This is a genomic window from Pseudomonas sp. TJI-51, assembly GCF_000190455.2.
GTDB lineage: Bacteria > Pseudomonadota > Gammaproteobacteria > Pseudomonadales > Pseudomonadaceae > Aquipseudomonas > Aquipseudomonas juntendi.
Genome location: NZ_AEWE02000033.1, coordinates 1 through 26,296, shown reverse-complemented (window position 1 = coordinate 26,296; position 26,296 = coordinate 1). Strand labels below are relative to the sequence as shown.

The 26,296-nt window shown below is 63.7% G+C and carries 19 protein-coding genes, 2 tRNA genes and 1 pseudogene; 15 read left to right on the top strand and 7 right to left on the bottom strand.

The window, feature by feature from the left end:
* Nucleotides 1-113 precede the first annotated feature (113 nt).
* Nucleotides 114-1,325 (bottom strand): serine/threonine transporter SstT, encoded by a 1,212-nt coding sequence (gene sstT, locus G1E_RS07600; protein ID WP_009682770.1) that lies wholly within the window; start codon nucleotides 1,323-1,325, stop codon nucleotides 114-116.
* A 129-nt stretch (nucleotides 1,326-1,454) separates the two neighbouring features.
* Entirely contained in the window at nucleotides 1,455-2,348 is an 894-nt protein-coding gene (gene nhaR, locus G1E_RS07595) for a transcriptional activator NhaR (RefSeq protein ID WP_009682771.1), read from the bottom strand.
* Nucleotides 2,349-2,481: 133 nt separating this feature from the next.
* Between nhaR and G1E_RS07590 the strand changes: the two genes are divergently transcribed.
* Entirely contained in the window at nucleotides 2,482-2,721 is a 240-nt protein-coding gene (locus G1E_RS07590; RefSeq protein ID WP_009682772.1) for a hypothetical protein, read from the top strand.
* Nucleotides 2,722-2,749: 28 nt separating this feature from the next.
* On the top strand, nucleotides 2,750-3,502 hold the full coding sequence (locus G1E_RS07585) for a TerC family protein (protein WP_009682773.1): 753 nt from the start codon (nucleotides 2,750-2,752) through the stop codon (nucleotides 3,500-3,502).
* Nucleotides 3,503-3,554: 52 nt separating this feature from the next.
* Here G1E_RS07585 and G1E_RS07580 read toward each other — a convergent pair whose 3' ends face one another.
* Nucleotides 3,555-3,734: a hypothetical protein gene (locus G1E_RS07580; protein ID WP_009682774.1), complete on the bottom strand. Its 180-nt coding sequence runs from the start codon at nucleotides 3,732-3,734 to the stop codon at nucleotides 3,555-3,557.
* 166 nt (nucleotides 3,735-3,900) lie between these two features.
* Here G1E_RS07580 and G1E_RS07575 point away from each other — a divergent pair, with 166 nt between their 5' ends.
* The gene (locus G1E_RS07575; RefSeq protein WP_047149735.1) at nucleotides 3,901-4,632 is read left to right on the top strand and encodes a peptidase C39 family protein; all 732 of its coding nucleotides are present in this window, start codon (nucleotides 3,901-3,903) and stop codon (nucleotides 4,630-4,632) included.
* Between the two features lie 108 nt (nucleotides 4,633-4,740).
* Here G1E_RS07575 and G1E_RS07570 read toward each other — a convergent pair whose 3' ends face one another.
* Nucleotides 4,741-6,024 (bottom strand): FAD-binding oxidoreductase, encoded by a 1,284-nt coding sequence (locus G1E_RS07570; protein WP_009682777.1) that lies wholly within the window; start codon nucleotides 6,022-6,024, stop codon nucleotides 4,741-4,743.
* Between the two features lie 201 nt (nucleotides 6,025-6,225).
* On the opposite strand from G1E_RS07570, the gene G1E_RS07565 reads away from it, so the two are divergent.
* The 5 genes from G1E_RS07565 to G1E_RS07545 all read left to right on the top strand — a co-directional run bounded on the left by G1E_RS07565 (nucleotide 6,226) and on the right by G1E_RS07545 (nucleotide 8,629).
* A tRNA-Val gene (locus G1E_RS07565) sits at nucleotides 6,226-6,302 on the top strand.
* A 155-nt stretch (nucleotides 6,303-6,457) separates the two neighbouring features.
* Nucleotides 6,458-6,534 (top strand) — tRNA-Val (locus G1E_RS07560).
* Nucleotides 6,535-6,666: 132 nt separating this feature from the next.
* On the top strand, nucleotides 6,667-7,236 hold the full coding sequence (locus G1E_RS07555; RefSeq protein ID WP_029884966.1) for an SPOR domain-containing protein: 570 nt from the start codon (nucleotides 6,667-6,669) through the stop codon (nucleotides 7,234-7,236).
* Between the two features lie 97 nt (nucleotides 7,237-7,333).
* Nucleotides 7,334-7,759 (top strand): hypothetical protein, encoded by a 426-nt coding sequence (locus G1E_RS07550; protein WP_009682779.1) that lies wholly within the window; start codon nucleotides 7,334-7,336, stop codon nucleotides 7,757-7,759.
* Between the two features lie 87 nt (nucleotides 7,760-7,846).
* A complete protein-coding gene (locus G1E_RS07545) occupies nucleotides 7,847-8,629 on the top strand; it encodes an EAL domain-containing protein (RefSeq protein ID WP_009682780.1) in 783 nt (260 codons plus the stop codon).
* A gap of 79 nt (nucleotides 8,630-8,708) precedes the next feature.
* Here the strand turns inward: G1E_RS07545 and G1E_RS07540 are convergent, their stop codons facing one another.
* Nucleotides 8,709-8,951 carry a DUF1654 domain-containing protein gene (locus tag G1E_RS07540; protein ID WP_009682781.1) on the bottom strand — a complete coding sequence of 81 codons (243 nt, stop codon included), beginning with the start codon at nucleotides 8,949-8,951 and terminating at the stop codon, nucleotides 8,709-8,711.
* Nucleotides 8,952-9,103: 152 nt separating this feature from the next.
* On the opposite strand from G1E_RS07540, the pseudogene G1E_RS07535 reads away from it, so the two are divergent.
* The 4 genes and pseudogenes from G1E_RS07535 (at nucleotide 9,104) to G1E_RS07520 (ending at nucleotide 18,943) form a co-directional block, all read left to right on the top strand.
* Nucleotides 9,104-11,211 (top strand): annotated as a pseudogene (locus G1E_RS07535) (TonB-dependent receptor family protein).
* A 107-nt stretch (nucleotides 11,212-11,318) separates the two neighbouring features.
* Complete coding sequence (locus G1E_RS07530) at nucleotides 11,319-13,679, top strand: DNA polymerase II (protein WP_009682782.1); 2,361 nt, start codon at nucleotides 11,319-11,321, stop codon at nucleotides 13,677-13,679.
* Between the two features lie 78 nt (nucleotides 13,680-13,757).
* Nucleotides 13,758-18,185 carry an NEL-type E3 ubiquitin ligase domain-containing protein gene (locus G1E_RS07525; protein ID WP_047149734.1) on the top strand — a complete coding sequence of 1,476 codons (4,428 nt, stop codon included), beginning with the start codon at nucleotides 13,758-13,760 and terminating at the stop codon, nucleotides 18,183-18,185.
* A 206-nt stretch (nucleotides 18,186-18,391) separates the two neighbouring features.
* Nucleotides 18,392-18,943: a DUF4174 domain-containing protein gene (locus G1E_RS07520; protein ID WP_009682785.1), complete on the top strand. Its 552-nt coding sequence runs from the start codon at nucleotides 18,392-18,394 to the stop codon at nucleotides 18,941-18,943.
* 53 nt (nucleotides 18,944-18,996) lie between these two features.
* Here the strand turns inward: G1E_RS07520 and G1E_RS07515 are convergent, their stop codons facing one another.
* Both G1E_RS07515 and aroQ read right to left on the bottom strand, forming a co-directional pair.
* Nucleotides 18,997-19,845, bottom strand: coding sequence for a shikimate dehydrogenase (locus G1E_RS07515; RefSeq protein ID WP_009682786.1), 849 nt, complete (start codon nucleotides 19,843-19,845; stop codon nucleotides 18,997-18,999).
* A complete protein-coding gene (aroQ, locus tag G1E_RS07510) occupies nucleotides 19,842-20,291 on the bottom strand; it encodes a type II 3-dehydroquinate dehydratase (RefSeq protein ID WP_009682787.1) in 450 nt (149 codons plus the stop codon). Before aroQ ends, G1E_RS07515 begins: the two co-directional genes overlap by 4 nt.
* 237 nt (nucleotides 20,292-20,528) lie before the next feature.
* Here aroQ and G1E_RS07505 point away from each other — a divergent pair, with 237 nt between their 5' ends.
* From G1E_RS07505 to G1E_RS07495, 3 genes are read left to right on the top strand one after another with little or no spacing between them, the layout of a single operon-like run.
* Nucleotides 20,529-21,782: a TolC family protein gene (locus tag G1E_RS07505; protein ID WP_009682789.1), complete on the top strand. Its 1,254-nt coding sequence runs from the start codon at nucleotides 20,529-20,531 to the stop codon at nucleotides 21,780-21,782.
* Nucleotides 21,775-22,974 (top strand): efflux RND transporter periplasmic adaptor subunit, encoded by a 1,200-nt coding sequence (locus G1E_RS07500; RefSeq protein WP_009682790.1) that lies wholly within the window; start codon nucleotides 21,775-21,777, stop codon nucleotides 22,972-22,974. The genes G1E_RS07505 and G1E_RS07500 overlap by 8 nt, the downstream gene beginning before the upstream one ends.
* 16 nt (nucleotides 22,975-22,990) lie before the next feature.
* On the top strand, nucleotides 22,991-26,137 hold the full coding sequence (locus tag G1E_RS07495; RefSeq protein WP_009682791.1) for an efflux RND transporter permease subunit: 3,147 nt from the start codon (nucleotides 22,991-22,993) through the stop codon (nucleotides 26,135-26,137).
* The last annotated feature ends 159 nt before the right edge of the window (nucleotides 26,138-26,296 follow it).

Sequence of the window (26,296 nt, the reverse complement as noted above, 5' to 3'; positions counted from 1 at the left end):
CCATAGAATCTCCCACAGGACCGCGCTAAGCTTGAGGTCTGCACTGCTCCTGTGGGAGCCCGGCTTGCCGGCGATGGGCCGCAAAGCGGCCCCAATCGCTTGACTGACCGACATTAGACGCTACGCCGCTCTTCAGCCAGGCACGCCGCGGCCGTGAACAGCACATCGGTGGAGGAGTTCAGCGCGGTCTCCGCCGAATCCTGCAACACCCCGATGATGAAGCCCACCGCAACCACCTGCATGGCAATTTCGCTGGGGATGCCGAACAGGCTGCACGCCAGCGGAATCAGCAGCAGCGACCCCCCTGCCACGCCGGAGGCACCGCAGGCACAGACGGCTGCCACCACGCTGAGCAGCAACGCTGTCGGCAGGTCGACCGGGATACCCAGGGTATGCACTGCGGCCAGCGTCAGCACGGTGATGGTGATCGCCGCACCGGCCATGTTGATGGTGGCACCCAGCGGGATCGACACCGAATAGGTGTCTTCATGCAAGCCAAGGCGCTCTGACAGTGCCAGGTTGACCGGGATATTGGCCGCCGAACTACGGGTGAAGAACGCGGTGATGCCGCTTTCGCGCAGGCACAGCAAGGTCAGCGGGAACGGGTTGCGGCGGATTTTCCAGTACACGATCAGCGGGTTCATCACCAGCGCCACGAACAGCATGCTGCCGATCAGCACTGCCAGCAGGTGCAGGTAGCCGAGCAAGGCGTTCAGGCCGGATTGAGCCAAGGTCGCGCTGACCAGGCCGAAGATGCCCAGCGGGGCAAAGCGGATGACTACACGCACGATCAGGGTGACACCGTTGGACAGGTCCTCGACCACGGTGCGCGTGGTGTCGCCCGCATGGCGCAAGGCCACGCCCAGGCCCACGGCCCAGGTCAGCACGCCGATGAAATTGGCGTTGAGCAGGGCGTTGATCGGGTTGTCGACCGCGCTCAGCAACAGGTTCTGCAGTACCTCGGTAATGCCGCCCGGTGCGCTGAGCGTGGCTTCGCCGGTGCTGAGCACCAATGATGAGGGGAACAGCGTGCTGGCGATCACGGCCACCAATGCCGCGGCGAAAGTGCCCAGCAGGTAAAGCCACAGGATCGGGCGAATGTGGGTTTCCTGGCCATGCCGGTGGTTGGCGATCGAAGCCATGACCAGAATGAATACCAGTACAGGTGCCACTGCCTTGAGGGCACTGACGAAGACCTTGCCGAGGAAGGCCAGGTCGCCGGCCACGCTGGGGGCCAGCAGGGCCAGGGCGATACCGGCGAGCAAGCCGATGACGATCTGCGTCACCAGGCTGGTACGGTTGAGGAGGCGGAAAACAGAGGTCATGTGCAGCGTTATCTCGGATTCTGTAAAGGGCGGGACTTTAGCACAGAGCCTTGCCGGGCGGCCCGGCACGTTTCGCGGCCAGTGCCGCCCCGCAAGCGAATGCAGGCGAGGCCGTGCGAACCAGCCCGGTCACCAGTGGAACAGCTCTCGCCGTGCCCCCTCGGTAATCGCCACGATCCCCGGGTGCTTGACCTTGCGCTCCACCGAAATGGCATAGAACGACTCATGCACAGCCTCGGTCTGCCCGATCAGTTGCACGCCGTACTGTCGGCACACTTCCTCGGCGATCACACTGGGTGCAACGAAGATGCCGCTGCCCGACTGGCCGAAGGCCTGCATCAATGCGCTGTCATCGAACTCGCCGACAATGCGGGGCTGCACCTGCTGCTCGCCCAGCCACCGCAGCAAGCGGCTGCGCACCACGGTTTCCTGGCCGGGAATCAGCAGGGGGGCGTCCTGCAAGCAGGCAGGAAAGGCACCCGGGTAGCGCTTGGCCAATGCAGGGGTGGCAAAAAAACTCAGGCCGCATTCGCCAAGCTTCTGGCTGTAGCCCTTGATATCCAGGTTGTTCGGCATGGGGCTGTCGGAAATCACCAGGTCCAGGCGCTGGATGGCCAGGTCGCCGAGCAGCCGTTCGAGCTTGTCTTCGCGGCAATTGATGCGCAGCACGTCGTCCAGCTCCATGGTCGGGGCCAGCAGGCGATAGACGATGGACTTGGGTACCACATCGGCTACGCCCACGCGGAACAGGATCTGCTCCTGTGGCCCGGCACGCAGCATGGCCTCCAGTTCGCCACCAAGCTGGAACATCTGTTCGGCATAAGCCAGCGTCTGGCGGCCGGTTTCGGTCAGCTCCAGCTGCCGCCCCACGCGCTGGAACAACTCCAGGCCGTAGGTGTGTTCAAACAGGCTGATTTGCCCGCTGATGGTTTGCGGGGTCAGGTTCAGCTGTTCGCTGGCGCGGGCGATGCTGCCGGTCCTGGCCACTGCCCAGAAGTAGTGCAACTGGCGGTAGTTGAGCACGCTGTTTTCCCGATTCGTAAAACCCGAAGTATAACCGTTGAAAATACGAATTTTCCTGATGTATCGGCGTGTCTAGAATCCTTCGTTATCAGGCGCCTCGTGCGCTGCTGAAGTCACCACAAGCGAGGAACCCATGCTGCACTTGAAATCCATCGGCACGCCGCTGGTACTGGCCCTGGCGCTGTTTGCCCTGGCTGGTTGCGACCAGGCCGAGAAGTCCGCCCAGCAGATGCTCGACCAAGCTGCTCAATCGGCCAAGCAGGCCATCGACGACACCAACAAGGCCGCCCAGCGGGCGCTGAGCGAAGCCATTGGCAGTGAAGGGCAGAAGCCCGTGCAAGCTGAAAAGAACGAAAAAAGCCAGGAAATCTGACCCCAACCGCCGTTGCAGGATGTGAACAATGGAATATCTGCTGGAACTCGCCGCTAGCCCTACCGCCTGGATTGCCCTGGCTACGCTGGTGGCCATGGAAATCGTACTGGGCATCGACAACCTGATCTTCATCTCGATCCTGACCAACAAGTTGCCGGTGGCGTACCGTTCCAAGGCGCGACGCATTGGCATCAGCATGGCCCTGATCATGCGCCTGGCGTTGCTCAGCACGGTGGCCTGGATCGTCCAGCTGACCGACCCTGTATTCGAAGTGTTCGGCAATGCGTTCTCGTGGAAAGACATGATCCTGATTGCGGGTGGCCTGTTCCTGTTGTGGAAGGCTACCAAGGAAATTCACGAAAACGTCGACCCGCACGGTGCCAAGGAAGAGGCCAAGGTGGGCTCCACGGTGACCTTGGGCTTCGCTGCGGCGATCTTCCAGATCCTGCTGCTGGATATCGTGTTCTCGGTAGACAGCATCATCACCGCCGTGGGCATGACCGAGCACCTGCCGATCATGATAATCGCCGTCATCACTGCCGTGATCGTGATGATGGTCGCGGCCGACCCACTGGCCAACTTCATCAACGACAACCCGACCGTCGTGATGCTGGCCCTGGGCTTCCTGATCATGATCGGTATGACGCTGATTGCCGAAGGGTTTGGTGCCCATGTGCCCAAAGGCTACGTGTACGCTGCGATGGCGTTCTCCACCGCGATCGAGATCCTCAACATTCTCGCACGCAGGGCGCGGCTCAAGCGTGAGGCAGCTGAGCATTGACGGTGGGCAGCGGGGCGCTTTGCGCCCCGTTTGGCTGCTGAATGCTGCACGGTCAGTGCACGCCCGCAGGCCGCCGTGCGCGCTGTACGTGCCGGGTTTTGGCCGGCACCTGCGGCGGTTGTTGATTGGGCTGTGCATGACGCCGCACGATACGTAGTACACCCCATAGCATGGCGGCTGCGACGCTCAGCCACATGCCGACCAGCATGAGGATTGCCAGGGTCAGGCTCATCTGTGCCTCCATCGCTGCGGCAAACGCCAGATTGACCGGCGTTTGCGTTCCAGACACTGCTTTAGTCTAGCCTTTCGCCTGGGACGTTCCATCGAACAAAGGTCTATCTCTGAGTCCGATTCGCTCCAAGCCGCTGTCGGACTATACCCGCGCCGTCGTCGGACCTATGATCAGTGGCCAGAGCTGGGCGCTGCCTGCCCGGCGTTGGAACAAGCGAGTGTCCATGCAGCAATCCTCCTTCAAGAGCGCCCGGTGGCTGCTGTCGGCCTTCATCGTGGCAGCCAGCCTGGCGGGCTGTGCCAGCGCGCCGCCCGCCAATCTCAAAGGCCTGCCGCAACGGGTCGAAATCAGCAGCGTGCCGTTCTACCGGGGCAACGCCAACCATAGCGGCGCCATGGCCCTGGCAGCAGTGTTGTCGCAACAGGGGGCACCGATTACCCCGGGGCTGCTGGACAAGCCCCTGAACCTGCCACAGGGTGCCGACGCACTGGGTACCGCCATCCCTAGCGTGGCGCGGGATTACGGCATGGTGGTGTACCGCCTGGACAAGCAACTGGATGCGCTGTTGACCCAAGTGGCGGCGGGCAACCCGGTACTCTTGCGCTACGAAGACGGTTCCGCCTGGTGGGGCGAGCCGCGCTATGCGGTGCTGATCGGTTATGACCGCTACAAGCAGCGGGTACTGCTGCGCTCGGGCATGCACCGCCGGCACATGATGGCATTCGACGCGTTCGCTTCGGCGTGGGCGGAGCAGGGCAGTTGGGCAGTGCTGGTGCAGCCGCCACGGCAATTGCCGGCTGAAGTGGATAGGCAGCGCTGGTTGCAGGCGGCGGAAGAGTTGTCGCGGGCGGGGCAGGAAATCGCGGCGAAGCAGGCGGTGAACAGCCTGAACAAATGATCGTTCCCATCATGGCCTTTTCGCAGGCAGACCCGACCCTCCACGGAGCGTGTGCGCACCGCACAGCCCCATGGAGGAGCGGGTCCCGCCCCGAGGAGGCCCGCTACATCAGAAGCCCAGGCGGTCGCGCAGGCTGTAGTACCAGGCACCGATAGCGCTGAACGGCACGCGCAGCATCTGGCCGCCTGGGAACGGGTAGTGCGGCAGGCCGGCGAAAGCGTCGAAACGCTCGGCCTGGCCGCGCAGGGCTTCGGCCAGCACCTTGCCCGCCAGGTGGGTATAGGTCACGCCGTGGCCCGAGCACCCCTGGGAGTAATAGATGTTGTCGCCGATGCGACCTACCTGTGGCAGGCGCGACAGGGTCAGCAGGAAGTTGCCGGTCCAGGCGTAGTCGATTTTCACGTTCTTCAGTTGCGGGAAGGCCTTGAGCATCTTCGGGCGGATGATCGCTTCGATGTTGGCCGGGTCACGTGCGCCGTACACCACGCCACCGCCGAAGATCAGGCGCTTGTCGCTGGTCAGGCGGTAATAGTCGAGCAGGTAGTTGCAATCTTCCACGCAGTAGTCCTGCGGCAGCAGGGTGCGCGCCAGCTCTTCGCCCAGGGGTTCGGTGGTGATCACCTGGGTGCCGCATGGCATGGATTTGGCGGCCAGCTCTGGCACCAGGTTGCCCAGGTAGGCGTTGCCAGCGACGATGATGAACTTGGCGCGGACCTTGCCCTGTGGGGTATGCACCACGGGGTTGGCGCCGCGCTCGATGCGCACGGCCGGGGTTTGCTCATAGATGATGCCGCCAAGCGACTCGACCGCTGCTGCTTCGCCCAGCGCCAGGTTCAGCGGGTGGATGTGACCGCCGCTCATGTCGAGCATGCCGCCGACGTAGCTGTCGCAGGCCACCACCTCGCGGATGCGCTTCTGGTCCATCAGCTCCAGCTGGTTGTGGCCGAAGCGCTCCCACAGGCGCTTTTGCGATTCCAGGTGGCCCATCTGCTTGCTGGTGAGCGCGGCGAAAACGCCGCCGTCCTTCAAGTCGCACTGAATGTTGTACTTGGCCACGCGCTCGCGAATGATACGCCCGCCTTCGAAGGCCATGTGGCCCAGCAGTTGGGCCTGTTTAGGGCCCACAGTGCGTTCGATCACGTCGATGTCGCGGCTGTAGCTGTTGACGATCTGGCCACCGTTGCGGCCCGAGGCACCGAAGCCGACCTTGGCGGCTTCGACGATGCTCACCTTGAAGCCGTTCTCCAGCAGGAACAGGGCGCTGGACAGGCCGGTGTAGCCGGCGCCGATGATGCATACATCGGTTTCCACCTCACCCTGCAGCGCCGGACGTGGCGGCACCGGGTTGGCCGAGGCGGCGTAGTAGGACTGGGGGTAGGGGGTGTTAGCCATGCTGCAGGAACCTCGTGTTTTATATTTTTAACGAATGTAGCGATGCTATCAATAATAATAAACACCCGCTAGTCGTCTGTTGAAAATCCCTCCCACAGTCGCAAGCGACCCTTCTCTATAAAGAGGTTTAGATTCAGTAGCTTAGCGCGAAAAAAAGTGTTGACAGGCTTTTCCAATTGCGTAGAATGCGCACCACACGACAGGCACATAGCTCAGTTGGTTAGAGCACCACCTTGACATGGTGGGGGTCGTTGGTTCGAGTCCAATTGTGCCTACCAAATCGAAGAAGGGGTGATCCGCAAGGGTCACCCCTTTTTTCATTGGTTTTTCCGTCGGTTGGCTGCAACACCGGGAAACTGCGAAAGTTTTTGATTTTTCTGAAAAAAACGCTTTACAGGTGCGCACTTGATCACTAAGATGCGCACCACACGACAGGCACATAGCTCAGTTGGTTAGAGCACCACCTTGACATGGTGGGGGTCGTTGGTTCGAGTCCAATTGTGCCTACCAAATTCCAGAAAGGGCGATCAGCAATGATCGCCCTTTTTGCATGTGCGCGTGAAGCAGCCTGTAACCTTTGGTCACGCTTCGGCCAGCGCGCAGCATGCTAGAATCCGCCCCTTCGAAACGGGAGGTACATGCGTGCGTAAACTGGCTGTAGTAATGGCAGTGCTCGCCCTGGCGGGCTGTGAGAACGAGGTCGAGGGCGTGCACAAGCAGGTGGCTGAACACTTGCACAACCCCAAAACGGCCAAGTTCGGCAACGTGCGGATCGACACCCAGGGCACCATCTGCGGCCAGGTCCGTGGCAAGGACGATGCCGGGCAGTACGAGGCCTACCGCAGCTACGTGGCGTTCAAGCGCGATGGCCAGTACGACATTATCGTGGACGAGACCGGCAACAACCTGCGTATCCGCGAACTGTGCGGCGGTGCCGACCTGCAGCGTCGCGCCGAAGCGCTGGCCGACCAGCCGGCACCCGAAGGCTGGGATGTGGAGGTGGTGCAGGGCGCCAACATGGGCGCGCTCAGCGACATGACGGCCCGCCTGATCGAAAAGGGCATCCCGTCGTCGGTGGAATACCGCGATGGCAAGCCGGTGGTGCTGATGGGGCCGTTCCCTACTCGCGAAGAGGCGCAGGCCCGTCGCGATGAAGTCATGGCCAAATTGGGCACCGACTCGGTGGTCATCCAGCACGGCGCAGCGCGCTGACCTGCGCGGCCAACCCGCTCCCAAGGCGCATGATAGGCACCTTGCGCCCAGCATTGGCTATGCTTGGGTAGGGAGAGGCTGAAATGGGGGGCGCCTGATGTCGACACTGGAGCGGGCCATAGCCGTGGCCGCCAGGGCGCATGAAGGGCAATACGACAAGGGTGGGGCGGCGTATATCCTTCACCCTTTGCGTGTGATGCTGCGGGTTGCCACACCGGAACAGCGCATTGTTGCGGTGCTCCACGATGTGATCGAGGATACCCCGCTGACCCTCTCCGACCTGGCGCGGGAGGGCTTCGCGCTGAAAATTCTCGCAGCCCTGCTGGCGCTCAGCCGGCGTGAAGGCGAAGCTTATCAGGACTTTGTCGTGCGCCTGGGCGACGACCCGCTGGCGCGCACGGTCAAACTGGCTGACCTGGCCGACAACAGTGACCTTTCGCGTATTCCCTGCCCAGGCCCTGCCGACCTGGCGCGGCTGGCGCGCTATCGCGAGGCCAGCGCTTACCTGCAGGCACTTCGTTAGTTCAGCCGCAAGCCTTGAGGTTGACTTGGCATAAGATGCAGATTCAAGCATTCTGAACCGCCATACTCCGTGACCTCGACATAGCCCATGAGCAAGCCAGTGTTCCCCCAGCCCTTTCTAGCGATTGGCTGCTCCCAATGTCGTGACCTCGCTAGCCTGGGTTTCGACATTACCATGGCGTTCCAGCCCATAATCCATGTGCCTTCAGGCAGGCCGTTCGCCTACGAGGCACTGGTTCGCGGTGTGAACGGTGAAAGCGCTGCGCAAATTTTGGCCAAGGTAACTCCCGACAACCTGTACCGCTTTGATCAGGCCTGCCGCGTGAAGGCTATCGAGCAAGCGGCTGGTCTGGGCTTGGGACGCCAGAAAGACTGTAAATTGAGCATCAATTTTCTGCCCAATGCCGTCTACCGTGCCAGCACCTGCATCCGGGCTACCTTGGAGGCCACAGTCACATTCGACTTCCCCGCCAATCTGCTGATGTTCGAAGTGACCGAAGGCGAGCGGATCGAGGACACCGAGCACTTGAAGTCGATCTTCAAGGAGTACGAGCGACAGGGCTTCACCACTGCAATAGATGATTTTGGCTCGGGTTACTCAGGGCTGAATCTGCTCGCAGAATTTCAGCCGGCTGTGCTCAAGCTGGATATGGCTCTCACTCGGGGGGTCAACCAGGATGTGGTTCGCCAAGCCATCGTCGCCGGTATCGTATTGGTGGCCGAGCGGTTGGGCATTACGCTGATTGCCGAGGGGATCGAGACTGACGAAGAGTGCCAAGCACTGGCGGCGCTGGGAATTGATTTGATGCAAGGGTATCTATTCGCTCGGCCGCAGGTGAATGGTTTGCCGTTGTTTGAGCGGCTGTCTTGACCTTGACCTGATCGTGCTCCCCTGGGCGGCACAGCAGGCGCAGGCCGGTAGCAGCGAAAAGCGCAGCGCTCATGCCTGGTCAGTCTTCCTTCGGCACCGTCCAGAAAATCTGCACGCCGCCATCGTCACGGTGGGCAAGGGTGACGTTGTCGTTCTCGGCAATTTCCCCGAGCAGGGTTTCCCAGTCGTCCGGGCTTTCCTGTTCCAGGCGGAAGATCAGCGCGGCGCGGCTGCGTTGGGCGGTGGGGCTGTTGATTATCTTCTGGATGCGAACACCCAGCTGAACGTAGCTGCTTGGGGTGGCGGAGGCGGTGCTGGACACAGGAATATCCTTGTTGTGCTGTATGTGCGTACAGTATTTCAGCGTAAGCAATTTCGCAACAGCTTGTCAGGGAAAATCCGGCGAGGCTGGCCAGAGGGTTCGCACTGTCGGTGCGGGTCTGGTGTAATGGCGGTCATTTTCGGAAGCTGCGCATGTATCGATTTCTTTCTCGTTTTCCTACCTCTACAGGCCTGGTCCTGCTGATTGCCGGCGACTTTGGTGCGCTTGACGATGCCTGGGCCGATGCCCCCACCGCCGTGGTGATCGAGCCGCTGGTGGTGAGCGGTGCCTACCTGCCCACCCGTACGTTCGACCTGCCGTTCTCGGTCGATACTATCGACTTGTCCCGTGGCACTGACGGCCAGTTGGGCGTCAACCTGTCGGAAGTGCTGGGCAAGGTGCCAGGGCTGGTGGTGCAGAACCGCCAGAACTACGCCCAGGACCTGCAGGTTTCTTCGCGAGGCTACGGCGCCCGCTCGGCCTTCGGGGTGCGGGGCATCAAGCTGATCAGCGATGGGATCCCGGCCAGTACTCCCGACGGTCAAGGGCAAGCGGCCACGCTCAACCTGGATGTGGCCGAGCGCATCGAGGTGTTGCGCGGCCCGGCCGCCACCCTGTACGGCAGCAACGCCGGTGGGGTTATCCAGATGTTCAGCCGCGACGGCCAGGGCCCTGCCCAGATAGGTGCCGAAACCACCTTCGGCAGCGACGGTTTCAACAAGAACCACCTGAGCGCCGAGGGCGGTAACGACACGGCCGGTTTCCTGCTGGATGCGTCGCGCATGGACACCGACGGCTACCGTGACCACAGCGCGGCGCGCCGTGACCAGACCTTCGGCAAGGTCCATTTCAAGCCGGATAGCGAATCGCGCCTGGCACTGATCTACAGCAGCCTGGAACAGAACGGCACCCAGGACCCTCTGGGGCAGACCTGGGAAGCCTACAAGCACGACCCGCGCTCCAGCGCGGCAGTGGCGCAAACCTATGACACGCGCAAGAGCATCGACCACCAGCAGTTGGGCATGAACTATGAGCGCTACGTAGGTGACGCCACGTTGCAGCTGAACCTGTACGCCGGGCAGCGCCGGGTGGTGCAGTACCTGTCCATTCCCAAGACGGTGGTCTCGAACAGCCAGCGCGGGGTGGCGTGGTCGACTTCGATCGGCAGTTCCAGGGCGGTACGCTGCGCTGGATCCAGCCGGTTGCCCAGGTGCCCGGCAATCTCACCCTGACCCTTGGCGCCGATTACGACCAGAGCAAGGATGACCGCCGTGGCTACCAGAACTTCAGCGCTGACCAGTTGGGTGTGAAAGGCGAGTTGCGACGTGACGAGCAGGACACCGCCACCAGCCTGGACCCTTACCTTCAGGCGCACTGGGAAATCGGTAACTGGACCAGCGAGCTGGGCTTGCGCTACAGCAGCATGAACATGCGCGTCGATGACCATTACCTGGCCAACGGTGACGCCAGCGGCTCCAAACGGTATCAGCAAGCCACCCCTTCGCTGTCTGTGATGTACGCCTTCACCCCTGATTTGCGTGGTTACGTGAGTGTCGGCAAAGGCTTCGAAACCCCCACGCAGGCCGAGATGGCCTATGCACCGGGAGCGGACGAACGCTTCAACTTCGGGCTCGAGCCTGCCACCAGCATGCAGTATGAAACGGGCCTGAAGTACCGGCTGAGCGAGCGCACGCGGCTGGACGCCGCCGTCTACCAGATCCAGACCGAAGACGAAATTGTTGTGGACCGTGCGACGGACGGCCGAACCAGCTATCGCAATGCCGGGCGTACCCTTCGGCGTGGCTTCGAGGCCCGCCTGCAGCAGGATTGGAACGACCAGTGGCAGGCCACTGTGGTGTACACCCGCACCGACGCGCGCTATGCCGAAAACGTCAGCCAGGCCATCGCACGTGGCAACCGCCTGCCAGGTGTGCCCCAGGACAACCTGTATGGCGAGGTGCTGTGGAAGCCGGTGGCGGCGGTCAGCATGGGCCTGGAAGGGCAGTACCGCAGCAAGGTGTATGTCGACGACAGCAACGCTGCCAAGGCGGCGCCGGCCTATGCCGTGTTCAATTGGCGTACGCGCTTCGAGCAGCATGTCGGCCCGTGGACATTCCACCAGCTGGTGCGCCTGGACAACCTGTTCGACCGGCAATATGTAGGGTCGGTGATCGTCGGCGACAGCAATGGGCGTTACTACGAGGCCGCGCCTGGGCGCTCATGGTACGCGGGGGCGGGTTTGGCGTACCGGTTCCAGTGACGGGCTACAAGGGGCCGGGTGGCGCCTGCAGCGGCTGCCCAGCCACCGCTGGCAGTGCCGGTAGCGGTAGAATCAGCACCTGATCATACGCTTCAGAGGTAGATGCGGTGGAATTGCAGCAGGGCTTCGTCCTGACCCGGCATTGGCATGACACGCCCGAAGGGACCTGCGTGGAATTCTGGCTGGCTACCGATCAGGGGCCCCGGCAATTACGCCTTGCCCCTCAGGACTCGGTGGCTTTCATCCCGCTGGCGCAGGCTGAACATGCCCGGGTGTTGTTGGCCAAAGAGCCAGGTGTACAGCTCAAGCCCTTGCAGTTGAAGGACTTCGAGCAGCGCCCGGTCATGGGGCTGTATTGCCGCCAGCACCGGCAGCTGATGCAACTGGAGCAACGCCTGCGCAACGCCGGCATCGACGTTTTCGAAGCCGACATTCGCCCGCCCGAACGCTACCTGATGGAGCGCTTCATCACCGCCCCCGTGCAGTTCACTGGCAAGCCTGATGCACAGGGCGTGCTCTGCGAAGCTCAGCTCAGGCCGCTGGCAGGTTACCGCCCACCGCTGCGCCTGGTGTCGCTGGACATCGAAACCAGCGAGCGTGGGGAGTTGTACAGCATTGCCCTGGAGGGCTGTGGCCAGCGTCAGGTGTACATGCTTGGCAAACCCAACGGCGACCCGGCGGGGGTGGACTTCGATCTGCACTACTGCGCCGACCGCGCCGAGCTGCTGGTGTGCCTGAACCAGTGGATGGCGCTGCACGACCCCGACGCGATTATTGGCTGGAACCTGATCCAGTTCGACCTGCGCGTGCTGCATGAGCACGCCAAGGCGTTGCAGGTAGCGCTGGCCTTGGGGCGCAGAGGCGCAGCCATGACCTTGCGAAGCCAGGGCGGCGGTGGCCACGTATTCGCCGACGCCCCGGGGCGCTTGTTGATCGATGGCATCGAGGCGCTGCGCTCGGCCACCTGGAGTTTCCCATCGTTCAGCCTCGAAAACGTCGCCCAGACGCTGCTCGGCGAAGGCAAAGCCATCGACACACCCTACCAGCGCATGGACGAAATCAACCGGCGCTTCGCCGAAGACAAACCGGCCCTGGCGCGGTACAACCTGAAGGACTGTGAGCTGGTGACGCGGATCTTCGCCCACACCCGCCTGCTCGAGTTCCTGCTGGAACGCTCATCGGTTACCGGCCTGGCGGTGGACCGCAGCGGCGGGTCGGTCGCCGCGTTTTGCCACTTGTACATTCCGCATATGCACCGCCTGGGGTACGTGGCGCCCAACCTGGGCAGCCGGCCGGACGAAGCCAGCCCCGGCGGCTTCGTCATGGACTCGCGCCCAGGTTTGTACGACTCGGTACTGGTCCTGGATTACAAAAGCCTGTACCCCTCGATCATTCGCACCTTCCTGATCGATCCGGTGGGCCTGGTGGAAGGTTTGCACCGTCCTGACGATGAGCACTCGGTGGAGGGTTTCCGTGGCGGGCGCTTTTCCCGCAGCCAGCATTGCCTGCCGGCCATCGTCGAGCGTGTGTGGCAGGGCAGGGAGGCGGCCAAACGCGAGGGTAACTCGCCGTTGTCCCAGGCACTGAAGATCATCATGAACGCGTTCTACGGTGTGCTGGGTTCCAGCGGTTGCCGCTTCTTCGACCCCCGGCTGGCCTCGTCCATCACCTTGCGTGGGCACCAGATCATGCACCAGACCCGGGCGCTGATCGAGGCCCGGGGTTTCGACGTGATCTATGGCGATACCGACTCCACCTTCGTCTGGCTCAAGGGTGCCCATGCCGAGGAAGACGCGGTGCGCATCGGTCGCGAGCTGGTGGCCGAGGTCAACCAGTGGTGGCAAACGCACCTGCGCGAAAGCATGGACCTGGATTGCGCCCTCGAGCTTCAGTTCGAGGTGCATTACCGGCGTTTCCTGATGCCCACCATCCGTGGTACCGACGAGGGCAGCAAGAAACGCTACGCCGGGCTCAGGCAGCGGGCTGATGGCACAGAAGAAATGGTGTTCAAGGGCCTGGAATCGGTGCGCACCGACTGGTCACCGCTGGCCCGGCAGTTTCAGCAGGAACTCTACGCACGCGTGTTTCGTGGTGAGCCGTACCGTGATTACCTGTGTGACTATGTACAGCGCACGCTGGCGGGTGAGAACGACGAGCTGCTGGTCTATCGCAAGCGCTTGCGGCGACCCCTGGCCGACTATCAGCGCAATGTCCCGCCCCATGTGCGTGCCGCACGCCTGGCCGACGACTACAACAAGCGCCTGGGCCGCCCGCTGCAATACCAGCGCGGCGGCTGGATCAGCTATGTGATCACCACCGCAGGCCCAGAGCCGCTGGAAAACCTGCAAGCCCCCATCGACCATGATCATTACATCAGCCGGCAGTTGCAGCCGGTGGCTGATGCCATCCTGCCTTTTGTCGGCGACGACTTCGCGCGGCTGATCGACCATCAACTGCTGCTGTTCTGAACGGGTAGTAGATAGCTAGCCGTCGGCATGCCCTGAACCTGCACAAACTCTAGCCTCAACGCCATCGCGGAGGCACAGATGCAGGGCAAATCCACTTCACCTTCGAATGCGGTCGACGCGCTTGCCATCGCGCAAGCCTGCCAGGACCATTACATTGCACAGCGGCTGCCGGCCTGGATGGCGAAGCTGACGGTGGCCGACTACCGGCTGCTGAGCCAGGCACTGTCGCAGTTGCTGGCTTGCCGGGAAGGGCTGACGCAAGCCCTGGCACAGGTGCGCAACCTGGATGATTTCAGCCGGCCTTTGCTGCAGCAGGCGCTGGCCCGGTTTGGCACCCTGGATGCCGACCGCGTGTGCCTGCGGCAATGGTATTACTTCACGTCGCCGACCATCAGTTATGTGACCGGTCGGCTGCCAGTCGCCGACAGCGATTACTACGATACGCCGCTGCTGGAGGCAGCGCTGGGCAACTTCACCGAGGCCGAACAGCATGATCAGCCCCGCAAGAATTGCCTGGTGGATGCGCTGGGCGCCACGCGTACTGAGCTATCGGCAACGGCCTTCGTCAGGCTGTGCCGCACGCTGGACCTTGGCCAGCAGTACCAGGCGCACCTGGCGGGTGTTTTTCAGCCAAGCGTGCGTGAGCTTCTGGTTCGCCGCCAACGCTATGGCATGCTGGCCGATGCGCTTGCGGCCCGCGCACAGGGCGTGTTGAGCGCGGCCCAGCTGCACTGGGTGGTGCAACTGTGCATGCATGACACGCTTGGCACCCTCGCGGGATCGCCGGTCAGCGTCCGCCGGCTGGAACTGTTTGGTTGCCGCATGCAGCAGATCGTGGTGCTGGATGTCATTGCCGAGGGGACGTTCTACAACACCAGCAAGTACGTCCTGGTGTATGTACCTGGCGACCCCGCAGGCCCCTGGAGCGTGTGCAACGACCTGGAACACTACGCCCGCCGGGTGCTTGGCAAGCGTTTGCGCAAGAACGACTACCGGCGTTTCTTCAGCCGCTTCGTGCGCCGTCGCGACAGCCAGCGGTTTTTCTCTGCCGTGGGTGAGCGGCTCGACGATGTCACCCACTGGGCGACCCGCAGCCTTGATGAACAGACGCATGCCTATGGTTTACCGCTGTTCGATGCCCTGGCTGATGACTGGATTGGCCAGGTCAAGGATGACGCGGCGATCATCGCCCCGCCAGTGGCGATGTTCGATCGCCAGGCTCAGGCCGAGCATGCCCGCCGTTTACAGGCTGAAGGGCAAACCCTGCTCGGCATCGCAGGGCTTTTCGTGCCCGCAATTGGCGCGGTGATGCTGGGTGTGATGGCCTGGGAACTGCTTGAGCAAAGCTTCCAGGCGGTCAGTGACTGGCAACAGAACGAACGCAATGCTGCGCTGGCCCACCTGCTGAATGTGGGCAAAGGGTTGTTGACCGTCGGTGCAACCGTTGCTGTTGTCGCGGCGGCGCGACGTGCCTGGAGCGTGGTAGACCCACTGGTGCCGGCGCAGCTGCCAGGTGGCGAGGAAAAACTGTGGAACACCGACCTGGAACCCTACCGTTGTGGCACCCCGCCGGCTACCGCGGTGCGGGACGAGCAGGGGGTGTATCGCCTGGCCGAGCGCTGCTGGATCAGCATGGACGGTCACTGGTATGAAGTGGCGTGGCGCAAGAACGATGAACAATGGCAGTTGCTCCCTTACCAGGGCTATGCCCCCTTGCTCCGCCACAATGGCGCCGGTGCGTGGCGGCTGTGGTGCGAGCAGCCCGCCGAATGGGCAGACGCGCGCCAGCTGTTCCGCCGCCTGGGCAAGCCCTACAGCGACCTCGATGACCTGCAGATCGACCAGGCGCTGGCCATCCACGAGCTGGACGACCAGCACTTGCGGGCATGGCATGTGTATGGCCGAGCACCTGAGGCAGCGCTGGCTGACACGGTGCAGCGGCTGCTGTTCGCCGGGCGGATCCACACGTTGGTCGGTCAACTGCGCGAAGGTGGCGCCACCGCCGATCAGCAATTGCTGGCGCGGGTGCTGAGCCTTCCCCGGGCGGCAGGCCTGCACGGGCGCGCGCTGGCCGAAGTGGCCTGGGCCGGGCGCCGGGAACTGCTGCAAGCCATGTACGAGGAGCACAACACCGGCCCGCAAACCCCTTGCCCGTTGCAACGGGCCTTCGCCAGCCTGCACCGCCTAGCGGCCAGGGAAGTGATGCGCAATGCCAGCGAGGACGACCTGCAGCACCTGCAAGAGACCGGGCGCGTGCCGCTGTTCATGGCCGAGGCGGCCAGGCTGCAGGTTACGCGGATTCGAACCGCGCGGGTCTTTGAGGCGCTGCGCATCGATACCCCACAGAATCTCGATCTGGCGCGGGTTGTGCTGAACCTGCTGGGGCAGGTGCCGGGGGCCGGAGGGCCAGGCTGGCGATTGTTCGACGGTGAGGCCAGCGAGCCGCTGCTGACAATCGAAGGCGCGGGCCCAACCTTCGATCTGCTGCACCAGCATGGGGTGTTTCGCTTGCACGACCGTGCCCAGCCCAACGCCGGTGCTGCCGGGGAGCTGTTCGAAACACTGGCGGCGGCGTATGACGCCGAGGCACGAGCGGCCAGCCGGCAGCCTGCTGTGTTCGCACCCGCCCTGCGCCAGGCGTTGGCAGACCTTGCCTTCAACCAGCGGCCAGCCGTGCTGGTCGCCCTTGGCATGGGCCAGCGCCGTGGCGCCTTCGTGGCACCGCTACGGCTCGCTGACGGCCGCATTGGCTACCCCATGGCCGGCGGCAGGTTATGGGCTGCGTTCGGGCGGCTCAGGCCGCGGGCGCTGCAGGCACGCCTGCGCGACCTGTACCCGGCCTTCAGCGACGAGCAGGTTGGCCAATGGTTGGCGTCAGCCGATGCCCGGGCCAGGTTGAACGGCCTTGAGGCGCAATACCGACAGCTCAATAGCCACCTCGACAGGTGGGTATTCAATGCTGTTGCCACACCTGAATTGACTGCCCGACGTGAATTCAGAAAAGGCTTGATCGACTGCTGGCGCTTGCTCGTCCCCGAGTTGCAGGACCAGGCATCTGTGCAGGGCGGGCGCTTCATGCTGACCCAGACCCGCAGCCGTTTGCGCCAACTGCCTGGCCTGCCGGCCCAAGTGAGTTTCGCGCACGTGTCCATACTGGCCTTGCGCGCCATGCGGCTGGAGCAGGTGCCCGACGATTTCCTGCAGGCGTTTCCCAACTTGCGCAACCTGGAAATCACCAATTGCCGGCTCAGGCGCCTGCCGCTGCCTCAGATGCTGGCACAAAGGCTGGAGGTGCTCGACCTGTCAGGCAATCAGATCGCGCTCGACGAAAGCCAGGCGCTGGTCCTGGCCGGTTGCCGCTCCCTGGTGTACCTGAACCTTTCGGACAACCCGTTGCGCCGGGCATTTTCCGTGTTCGCCATGACCGAGCTCAACGCCTTGCACCTGTCACGCACGCAATTGCCGGAGTTTCCCTACGGCACGCTGGACGCGCCGCAACTGCACACGCTGGACCTCAGTGGCAACAGTATTTCAGTGCTGCCTGACGACCTGCATCAGTCACACCTGTGGCGCGCGGGCCGGGTCGAACTGTCGGGCAACCTGCTGGCGGCTGCATCGCAGGCGTCTTCCAGCTGGCATTGGCTCGAGGCGAGTCGCGTGCCGTATCGGTTCCGTTATCTGGACCTGGTGGCGGCAGAACGTCGCGATGAAATGGCCGCGTTGTGGGTTCATCTGGAAGCCGATGAGGTATCGGACGACTTCTTCAAGACGTTGTCCGTACTGACCACCTCCGGCGCATTCAAGTTTTCCTCCACCGCTTGCGCGCTGGCAGCCCGGGTACTGGAAATGTTCGAAGCCATGAGTGAAGACACTGCGCTGCGGCTGGAGCTGTTCAGGCACGCCGCGGCGACGGATTGCCAGGACAACGCCACTGCCCGTTTCGCTGACCTGGAAGTGCGCTTGATGATATGGCGTACGCGCCGCCAGCAGGGTGGGCGCCCCCCGGAGCAGGGCTTGTTGTGGCTCGGCGGGCAGTTATGGCGCTTGGCGTTGCTCGATCAGTTCGCGGCAGAACATGCCCGCCGGTTGGGGGCCGGCAGTGAGTCACTCGAATTCGCCCTGGCTTACCGTGTTGCCTTGCGCACGGCCCTGGATTTACCCGCCCAGCCCGGGGAGATGTTGTATACCGATATTGCCCGGCTGCAGGACACCGACCTTCGTTCGGCGCGTGCCTTCGTGCTGGCAGCGCAGACCCGCGACGGCATGGCTGAATACCTTTCCAGGCAACGCTTCTGGCAGGACTACCTGCGGGGCAGTTTCCCCGATCGCCTGCAAGTGCCGCAGGACATGCATGATGAACTGGAGCGGCTGATGGCGCTGGGCAACCAGGAAGCGCAGGTCGAGCGGCTGCAGATTCGGAATCAGCAGCGTGAGCATGCCCTGCTGTTGCAACTGACCCTCGAAGCCCTGGACAGAAACGCGCCCGGCGACAGCACGACGGGGTAAAACGGCCAGCGCAGCGCTGCCGGCCGCTGGCTATGCGCTATGCTCAGAGCAGGCGGCGATGTTTGCAAAGGCCTCGCCGCCCGGTCACGGAAATCGGAAGTTACCTTTGTGGCAAGCACGCCATGGGCGGTTGGTTTAGGCTCCCGCGTCGGATCTTTCTCCATGATCTGTAGTCTTTGGTTTATCGAGAGAATAAGGAGATATGCATGCTCGTCCGCTCACTGACCCTCGCCACCCTGCTCGCGCTGGCCGGCCCTTTGCATGCCGCTGACAGTGACGCACCGTTGGCCAAGGAACTGGGCAAGGCGCGGCCATTGGTGGTCATTGCGCCGAGCAGCGCCGACCCCACCCTGCGTGGGCTCAACAAAGCGCTCGAAGACCCGGCTACCCAGGCAAAATTCAAGGAGCGCAGCCTGGTGCTGTACAGCGTGGCGCAAATGATGGGCAAACGGGAGGACAAGAACCTCGAGCAGCAAACCACCATGGCGCTGATCCGCGAACTGAAGCTGGGGGCGAGCAAAGGCACCAAGGTGATTCTGGTGGGCAAGGATGGTGAGCGGCATGTGCTCAAGGATGACGAAGACAACACCGCCCTCGATCCCCAGGTGATCTTCGAGGCAGTCGATGCGCTGCCCGCGAGCGAGAAGGCGGTAACCGCACCAGAGCCGGTGGCGGCCGCACCGCAAACCAAGGCCAAGGACAGCAAACCTGCCAAACCGGCCAAGCCTGCCGCCCCGCCCAAGCCGCTGGAAGACTGACCGGGTGCGGCCCTGAGCTTGCTCAGGGCCGTTGCCACGCAGGCCTGGCTCAGTCAGGAGAAGCTGGCGAAATGTGCCTGCATCCGCGCGGCGTCAGCCTGCCGGCCGCTGAACAGTTCGAATGCTTTCACAGCCTGGAACACCGCCATGTTGCTACCGTCCAGTGTGCGGCAGCCCAGCGCCCGTGCAGCGCGCAGCAGTTCGGTTTCCAGCGGGAAGTAGATGATCTCCGCCACCCACAGCCGTGCATGCAGCAGCGCCACTGGCAGCGGCGTGCCGGGTAGCTTGGCCATGCCGACCGGGGTGGTGTTGACCAGCCCGTCCGCATCGGCCAGTGCCGTGGCCAAGTCACCGCCAAGCATTGCCCGCCCCGCACCGAAATGCGCATTCAGGTTGTCGACCAGTGCCTGAGCGCGGGCGGTATCCACTTCGAACAACACCAGCTGTTCAACCCCTTCGCCCAGCAAGGCATGCGCCACCGCCGAGCCCGCGCCGCCAGCCCCCATCTGCACCACCTTGCGGCGGGCCACATCGGGCAGGCCGCGGCGCAAACCTTCGGCAAAGCCCAGGCAATCGGTGTTGTGGCCAACCCGCTTGCCGTCCTTGAGTACCACGGTGTTGACCGCGCCGATGCCGCGCGCTTCATCCGACAGCTCGTCGAGCAACGGCAGGATCGCCTGCTTGAACGGGTAGGTGATGTTCAGGCCGGTAAAACCCGTGTGCTGCGCAGCGTCGAGCAGGCCGGGCAGGGCGCTGTCGTCCAGTTGCAACTGGTCTGCGTCGATCAGCCGGTACAGATAGCGCAGGGCCTGGGCATCGCCTTCGTGCTCGTGCAGGGCCGGGGTGCGCGACAGTTGGATACCCCGGCCGATCAGGCCGGCAAGAATGGCAGGCTGGCTCATGCTGCACGCTCCTTGAGCAGTTCGGCGAAGTAGCTGATGGCCATGCGGTAGCCGTGGCTTCCCAGGCCGCAGATGACGCCGACCGCGATCGACGAAACGAACGACACGTGGCGGAACGGTTCACGTTTGTGCACGTTGGACAGGTGCACTTCGATGACCGGTACTTCGCTGGCCACCAGCGCATCGCGAATGGCTACCGAGGTGTGGGTCCAGGCACCTGGATTGATCACGATACCGGCGCAGCGATTGCGCGCGGCGTGGATCCAGTCGATCAGTTCACCTTCATGGTTGGTTTGCCGGAATTCGACTTCCAGGCCGTGGGCATTGGCAGTGTCGGCGCAGTGTTGACCAAGGTCGGCAAGGGTTTCGTAACCATACTGGGCCGGCTCTCGGGTGCCCAGCATGTTCAGGTTGGGGCCGTTGAGCACGAGAATCAGGGGCGTCATGACGGGCTTCGCTTTGTTGTTGTTGGATGTGCCTAGTTTTGTACTGACTGGTTAGTTCCGTCAATTGAGGGGAGCCGCCGTGCTGGGAAAGTGGGCGATTATCGAACCGCGTTCGCCGCCAAGGCGCGCTGGCGCACAGGCTGCACGCCTTACAGAATTGTAATTTTCATGCCACCACCCAGATAACCAGCCTTCTCTACAGTCCCTCGCCACCCTTCGTCGACGAGGACCTGTTCCGTGCTCATCCCCCGCAAGTTCGCCTTGCTCTGCCTGCTGCTGGTTGGCGCTACGAGCGCCCACGCCAGCCAGCGCCTGAGCTTGCCCCAGGCGCTGGCCGCCGCTTTTGCCCAGAACCCGGAACTGGCTGCCACCAGCCGCGAAATCGGCATTGCCGACGGCGAGCGGCGCCAGGCCGGGTTACTGCCCAACCCCGAGCTGGCGTGGGAGGTGGAGGACACGCGCCGGGACACCAGCACCACTACCATCACCCTCAGCCAGCCGCTGGAATTGGGCGGCAAGCGTGCTGCACGCATCGCCGCGGCCGGCGTCGGTCAGGCGATCGCCCAGCTTGACCTGGAACGCCAGCGCAATGGCCTGCGTGCCGATGTGGTCCAGGCGTTCCATGCCGCCTTGCGGGCACAGACCGCGCTGGAGCTGGCGCAGCAATCCCAGGCCTTGACCGCCCGCGGCTTGCGGGTGGTGCAGGGGCGGGTCACTGCCGGCCAGTCATCGCCCGTGGAGGCCACCCGCGCCCAGGTGCAACTGGCCCAGGCCGAGGCCCAACTGCGCCGCGCGCAAACCCAGCGTAGCGTGGCCTACCAGGCCCTGGCGCGTTTGACCGGCAGCCCGCTGGCCAGCTTCGACAGCTTGCAGGCGGCCAACCTTTCGCCTGGGGTCGCGCCCAGTACTGACATCTTGCTCGCCCGCGTCGAGCAAACGGTCGAGTGGCGCCTGGCCGCCGCCCAGGTCGAGCGTGGCGATGCGGCGTTGGGCACGGAAAAGGCTCAGCGCATTCCCAACCTCACCGTCAGCCTTGGCAGCCAGTACAGCCGCGAAGAGCGCGAGCGGGTGAACGTGGTTGGCCTCTCCATGCCGCTGCCGTTGTTCGACCGTAACCAGGGCAACGTGCTGGCGGCTGCGCGCCGTGCCGACCAGGCGCGTGACTTGCGCAATGCCGTGGCCCTGCGCTTGCGCAGCGAAACCCGCAGCGCCGTCGACCAATGGGCCACGGCCATGCAGGAGGTGGCGGCCTACGACCGCACCATCCTGCCGGCTGCACAGCAAGCCGTGGACACCGCCACCCGTGGTTTCGAAATGGGCAAGTTCGCTTTTCTCGATGTACTCGATGCCCAGCGCACGCTGATCGAGGCCCGTGGCCTGTACCTCGAGGCCCTGGCGACGGCGGCCGATGCACGCGCGCGGGTCGAGCGTATCTACGGCGACCTCGATGACCTGGGCAACCCAATGATCAGCAGGAGCAGCAATGACTAACCCACGCAAGTTGGCCCTTCTGGCAGCCACCCTGGCCGCGTTAGGCCTCGGTGGCCTGGCCTGGACCGGTACGCTCGGCCAGGCAGCCACTGCCCAGCCAGCTGAAGACAGCCATGAGCATGGCGAGGCGGACGCCGCCGAAGGCCATGCAGAAACAGAGCACGACGATGAACAAGGGCAGGTGCACCTGTCCATCGCCCAGATCGAAGCTGCCGGGGTGCAGTTGGTTGCTGCCGGGCCGCGCGCGCTGGGTACAGCCATAAACTTCCCCGGTGAAATCCGTTTTGACGAGGACCGCACCGCCCACGTGGTACCGCGGGTGCCGGGTGTGGTCGAGGCAGTCCAGGCCGAATTGGGCCAGGCGGTCAAGCGCGGGCAGGTGCTGGCGGTAATCGCCAGCCAGCAGATCTCTGACCTGCGCAGCGAGCAGCAGGCTGCCCAACGCCGCCTTGAGCTGGCGCGCCTGACCTTGCGCCGCGAACAACAGCTGTGGCAGGAGCGCATCAGCGCCGAGCAGGATTACCTGCAGGCGCGCCAGGCGCTGCAGGAGGCCGAAATAGCCTTGGTCAATGCCCGGCAGAAGGTCGCGGCGGTGGGGCCGGCAGGTGCCGGCAACCGCTATGAACTGCGCGCACCGTTCGACGCCGTGGTCGTGGAGAAACACCTGAGCGTGGGTGAGGTGGTCGACGCGACCAGCAACGCCTTCACCCTGTCTGACCTGAGCCGGGTGTGGGCGACTTTCGCCGTGGCACCGCGTGAGTTGGACAAGGTACGCACCGGCCGTGCGGTCATGGTCAGCGCGCCAGACCTGGGGGCCCAGGTCGAAGGCAAGGTCAATTACGTTGGCAGCCTGCTCGGCGAACAGAACCGCGCCGCCACCGTCCGTGCCAGCCTGGCCAACCCTGACGGCGCCTGGCGCCCCGGTTTGTTCGTCAATGTTGCGGTCAGCATCGAACGTTTCGAGGCTGCGGTAGTGGTGCCTGAAATCGCCCTGCAAAGCCTGGACGCGCAGACCGTGGTATTTGCCCGTACCGAGCAGGGCTTCGAGGCCCGACCCGTAACCACCGGCCGTCGCGATGCCGGGCAGGTGGAAATCACCAGCGGCCTGGCCGCCGGAACCCAGGTGGCTGCCGCCGGCAGCTTCGTTCTCAAGTCGGAGCTGGGCAAAGGCTCGGCCGAGCACAGCCATTGACCAGGGGTACGCCTGCATGTTCGAACGCCTGATCCAATTTGCCATCGAGCAGCGCCTGGTGGTGATGCTGGCTGTGGTCCTGATGGCCGCGGTGGGTATTCACAGCTACCGGCAGTTGCCGATCGACGCCGTACCGGATATCACCAACGTCCAGGTGCAAATCAACACGGCCGCACCCGGTTACTCGCCCCTGGAGACCGAGCAGCGCATCACCTTCGCCATCGAAACCGCCATGGCCGGCCTGCCCGGGCTCAAGCAGACGCGCTCGCTGTCGCGCTCGGGGTTGTCACAGGTCACGGTGATCTTCGAGGACGGCACCGACCTGTTCTTCGCCCGCCAGTTGGTCAACGAGCGCCTGCAAGTGGCGCGCGAGCAACTGCCCGAGGGCATCGAGGCTGGCATGGGGCCGATCTCCACCGGGCTGGGGGAGATTTTTCTGTGGACGGTGGAAGCCGAAGAGGGGGCCCTGAAGGAAGACGGCACCCCCTACAGCGCAACCGACCTGCGCGTGATCCAGGACTGGATCATCAAGCCGCAGTTGCGCAACGTGCCCGGGGTGGCAGAGGTCAACAGCATTGGCGGGCACGCCAAGCAGTACCTGATTGCGCCGGACCCCAAGCGCCTGGCGGCCTACAAGCTCACCCTCAACGACCTGGTCGCGGCGCTGGAGCGTAACAACGCCAACGTCGGCGCGGGTTACATCGAACGTAACGGCGAGCAGTTGCTGATCCGCGCGCCTGGCCAGGTGGCCTCGGCCGATGATATCGCCAACATCGTCATCTCCAGCGTGGACGGCACCCCGATCCGCGTCAGCCACGTTGCCCAGGTAGGCCTTGGCGAGGCGTTGCGCTCGGGGGCGGCGACCGAAAACGGCCGCGAGGTGGTGCTGGGCACGGTATTCATGTTGATCGGCGAAAACAGCCGCACGGTATCCCAGGCAGTGGCTGCCAAGCTGGTGGAGATCAACCGCAGCCTGCCCAAAGGGGTGTCGGCGGTGACCGTGTACGACCGCACCAACCTGGTGGAAAAGGCCATCGCCACGGTGAAGAAGAACCTGATCGAGGGGGCCATTCTGGTGATCGCCGTGCTGTTCCTGTTCCTGGGGAACATTCGCGCGGCACTGATCACCGCCATGGTCATTCCGTTGTCGATGCTGTTCACCTTCACGGGCATGTTCGCCAACAAGGTCAGCGCCAACCTGATGAGCCTGGGCGCGCTGGATTTCGGCATCATTGTCGACGGCGCGGTGGTGATCGTGGAAAACGCCATCCGCCGACTGGCGCATGCCCAGCAACGGCATGGCCGCATGCTGACGCGCAGCGAGCGCTTGCACGAGGTGTTTGCCGCCGCCCGTGAAGCACGGCGGCCACTGATCTACGGGCAGTTGATCATCATGGTGGTGTACCTGCCGATCTTTGCCCTGACCGGGGTCGAAGGCAAGATGTTCCACCCCATGGCCTTCACCGTGGTCATCGCCCTACTTGGCGCGATGCTCCTTTCGGTGACCTTCGTACCCGCTGCGATCGCCCTGTTCGTCACCGGCAAGGTCAAGGAAGAAGAGGGCCTGGTAATGCGCACCGCGCGGCAGCGTTATGCGCCGGTGCTGGCCTGGGTGCTGGGCCGGCGCCGGCGTGCATTTGCCGGGGCAGCGGCCTTGGTGCTGTTGTCCGGGGTAATGGCCAGCCGCATGGGCAGTGAATTCATCCCCAGCCTCAGCGAGGGTGATTTTGCCCTGCAGGCCCTGCGTGTGCCGGGCACCAGCCTGTCGCAATCGGTGGACATGCAGCAGCGCCTGGAGCAGGCCATCATCGCCCAGGTGCCCGAGGTGGAGCGGGTGTTTGCCCGTACCGGTACCGCCGAGATCGCTGCCGACCCGATGCCGCCGAATATTTCCGATGCCTATGTGATGTTGCGCCCGCGCGAGCAATGGGTCGACCCCGGTAAGTCACGCGAGGCGCTGATCGCCGACGTGCAACGTGCCGCCGCCAGTGTTCCCGGCAGCAATTATGAGTTGTCGCAGCCGATCCAGTTGCGTTTCAACGAGCTGATTTCCGGTGTGCGCAGTGATGTGGCGGTGAAGCTGTTCGGTGACGACATGCAGGTGCTCAACCGTACTGCCGCACAGATCGCCGGCAGCCTGCAGGGCGTACCCGGTGCGTCCGAGGTGAAGGTCGAGCAAACCACGGGCCTGCCGGTGCTGACCATCGACATCGACCGCGACAAGGCCGCCCGCCATGGCCTGAACGTGGGCGATGTGCAGGATGCCATCGCCACCGCGGTGGGCGGCCGCAAGGCGGGCACCTTGTATGAAGGTGACCGGCGGTTCGATATGGTGGTGCGCCTGTCGGAAACCTTGCGTACCGACGTGGATGGGCTGGCCAGCCTGCTGATCCCGGTGCCGGCCAGTGGGGCTGCGGGCACCGGGCAGATCGGCTTCATCCCGCTGTCGCAGGTGGCCACCCTTGACCTGCAACTGGGGCCGAACCAGGTCAGCCGCGAAGACGGCAAGCGGGTGGTGGTGGTCAGCGCCAACGTGCGGGGGCGCGACCTGGGCTCGTTCGTGCAGGAGGCCGAGCAGGTATTGCGCGGCCAGGTGCCGATACCGCCTGGGTACTGGACACGCTGGGGTGGCCAGTTCGAACAGCTGCAATCGGCGGCCGAGCGCCTGCAAGTGGTGGTGCCAGTGGCCTTGCTGCTGGTCATGGCGTTGCTGTTGATGATGTTCAACAACCTCAGGGATGGCCTGCTGGTGTTCACTGGAATTCCGTTCGCCCTCACAGGGGGCGTCCTGGCCCTGTGGTTGCGCGACATTCCCTTGTCGATTTCCGCTGGCGTGGGCTTCATTGCCCTGTCGGGGGTGGCCGTGCTCAATGGCCTGGTGATGATTGCCTTCATCCGCGGCTTGCGTGAGCAGGGGCGAACGCTGCGTGCGGCGGTCGAGGAGGGCGCGCTGACCCGTTTGCGGCCGGTACTGATGACCGCGCTGGTGGCGTCACTGGGCTTCATTCCCATGGCCTTGGCGACGGGCACCGGGGCTGAGGTGCAGCGGCCGTTGGCGACCGTGGTGATTGGCGGAATCCTGTCTTCGACCGCCTTGACCTTGCTGGTATTGCCGGCGTTGTACCAATGGGCTTATCGACGCGAAGAGGCGCAGGAGGGGTAAAGCCCTGGGGCCGCTGGGGCGGCCCATCGCGGCACACCTCCACCCTGCAGGGTGTGCCTGGTGGGAGTAACTGTCTTTCTCAAAATTTGAAAAGCCTGCGCGATTCATTGTGGGAGCGGGCAAGCCCGCGAAGCAGGCGACGCGGTGTCTGGCACCGGC

Bases quoted from the DNA above. Each gene is read 5' to 3' on its own strand.
- sstT (WP_009682770.1), bottom strand. From the start codon at position 1,325: ATGACCTCTGTTTTCCGCCTCCTCAACCGTACCAGCCTGGTGACGCAG.
- G1E_RS07590 (WP_009682772.1), top strand. From the start codon at position 2,482: ATGCTGCACTTGAAATCCATCGGCACGCCGCTGGTACTGGCCCTGGCG.
- G1E_RS07585 (WP_009682773.1), top strand. From the start codon at position 2,750: ATGGAATATCTGCTGGAACTCGCCGCTAGCCCTACCGCCTGGATTGCC.
- G1E_RS07580 (WP_009682774.1), bottom strand. From the start codon at position 3,734: ATGAGCCTGACCCTGGCAATCCTCATGCTGGTCGGCATGTGGCTGAGC.
- G1E_RS07575 (WP_047149735.1), top strand. From the start codon at position 3,901: ATGATCAGTGGCCAGAGCTGGGCGCTGCCTGCCCGGCGTTGGAACAAG.
- G1E_RS07570 (WP_009682777.1), bottom strand. From the start codon at position 6,024: ATGGCTAACACCCCCTACCCCCAGTCCTACTACGCCGCCTCGGCCAAC.
- G1E_RS07550 (WP_009682779.1), top strand. From the start codon at position 7,334: ATGTCGACACTGGAGCGGGCCATAGCCGTGGCCGCCAGGGCGCATGAA.
- G1E_RS07545 (WP_009682780.1), top strand. From the start codon at position 7,847: ATGAGCAAGCCAGTGTTCCCCCAGCCCTTTCTAGCGATTGGCTGCTCC.
- G1E_RS07525 (WP_047149734.1), top strand. From the start codon at position 13,758: ATGCAGGGCAAATCCACTTCACCTTCGAATGCGGTCGACGCGCTTGCC.
- G1E_RS07520 (WP_009682785.1), top strand. From the start codon at position 18,392: ATGCTCGTCCGCTCACTGACCCTCGCCACCCTGCTCGCGCTGGCCGGC.
- G1E_RS07515 (WP_009682786.1), bottom strand. From the start codon at position 19,845: ATGAGCCAGCCTGCCATTCTTGCCGGCCTGATCGGCCGGGGTATCCAA.
- aroQ (WP_009682787.1), bottom strand. From the start codon at position 20,291: ATGACGCCCCTGATTCTCGTGCTCAACGGCCCCAACCTGAACATGCTG.
- G1E_RS07500 (WP_009682790.1), top strand. From the start codon at position 21,775: ATGACTAACCCACGCAAGTTGGCCCTTCTGGCAGCCACCCTGGCCGCG.
- G1E_RS07495 (WP_009682791.1), top strand. From the start codon at position 22,991: ATGTTCGAACGCCTGATCCAATTTGCCATCGAGCAGCGCCTGGTGGTG.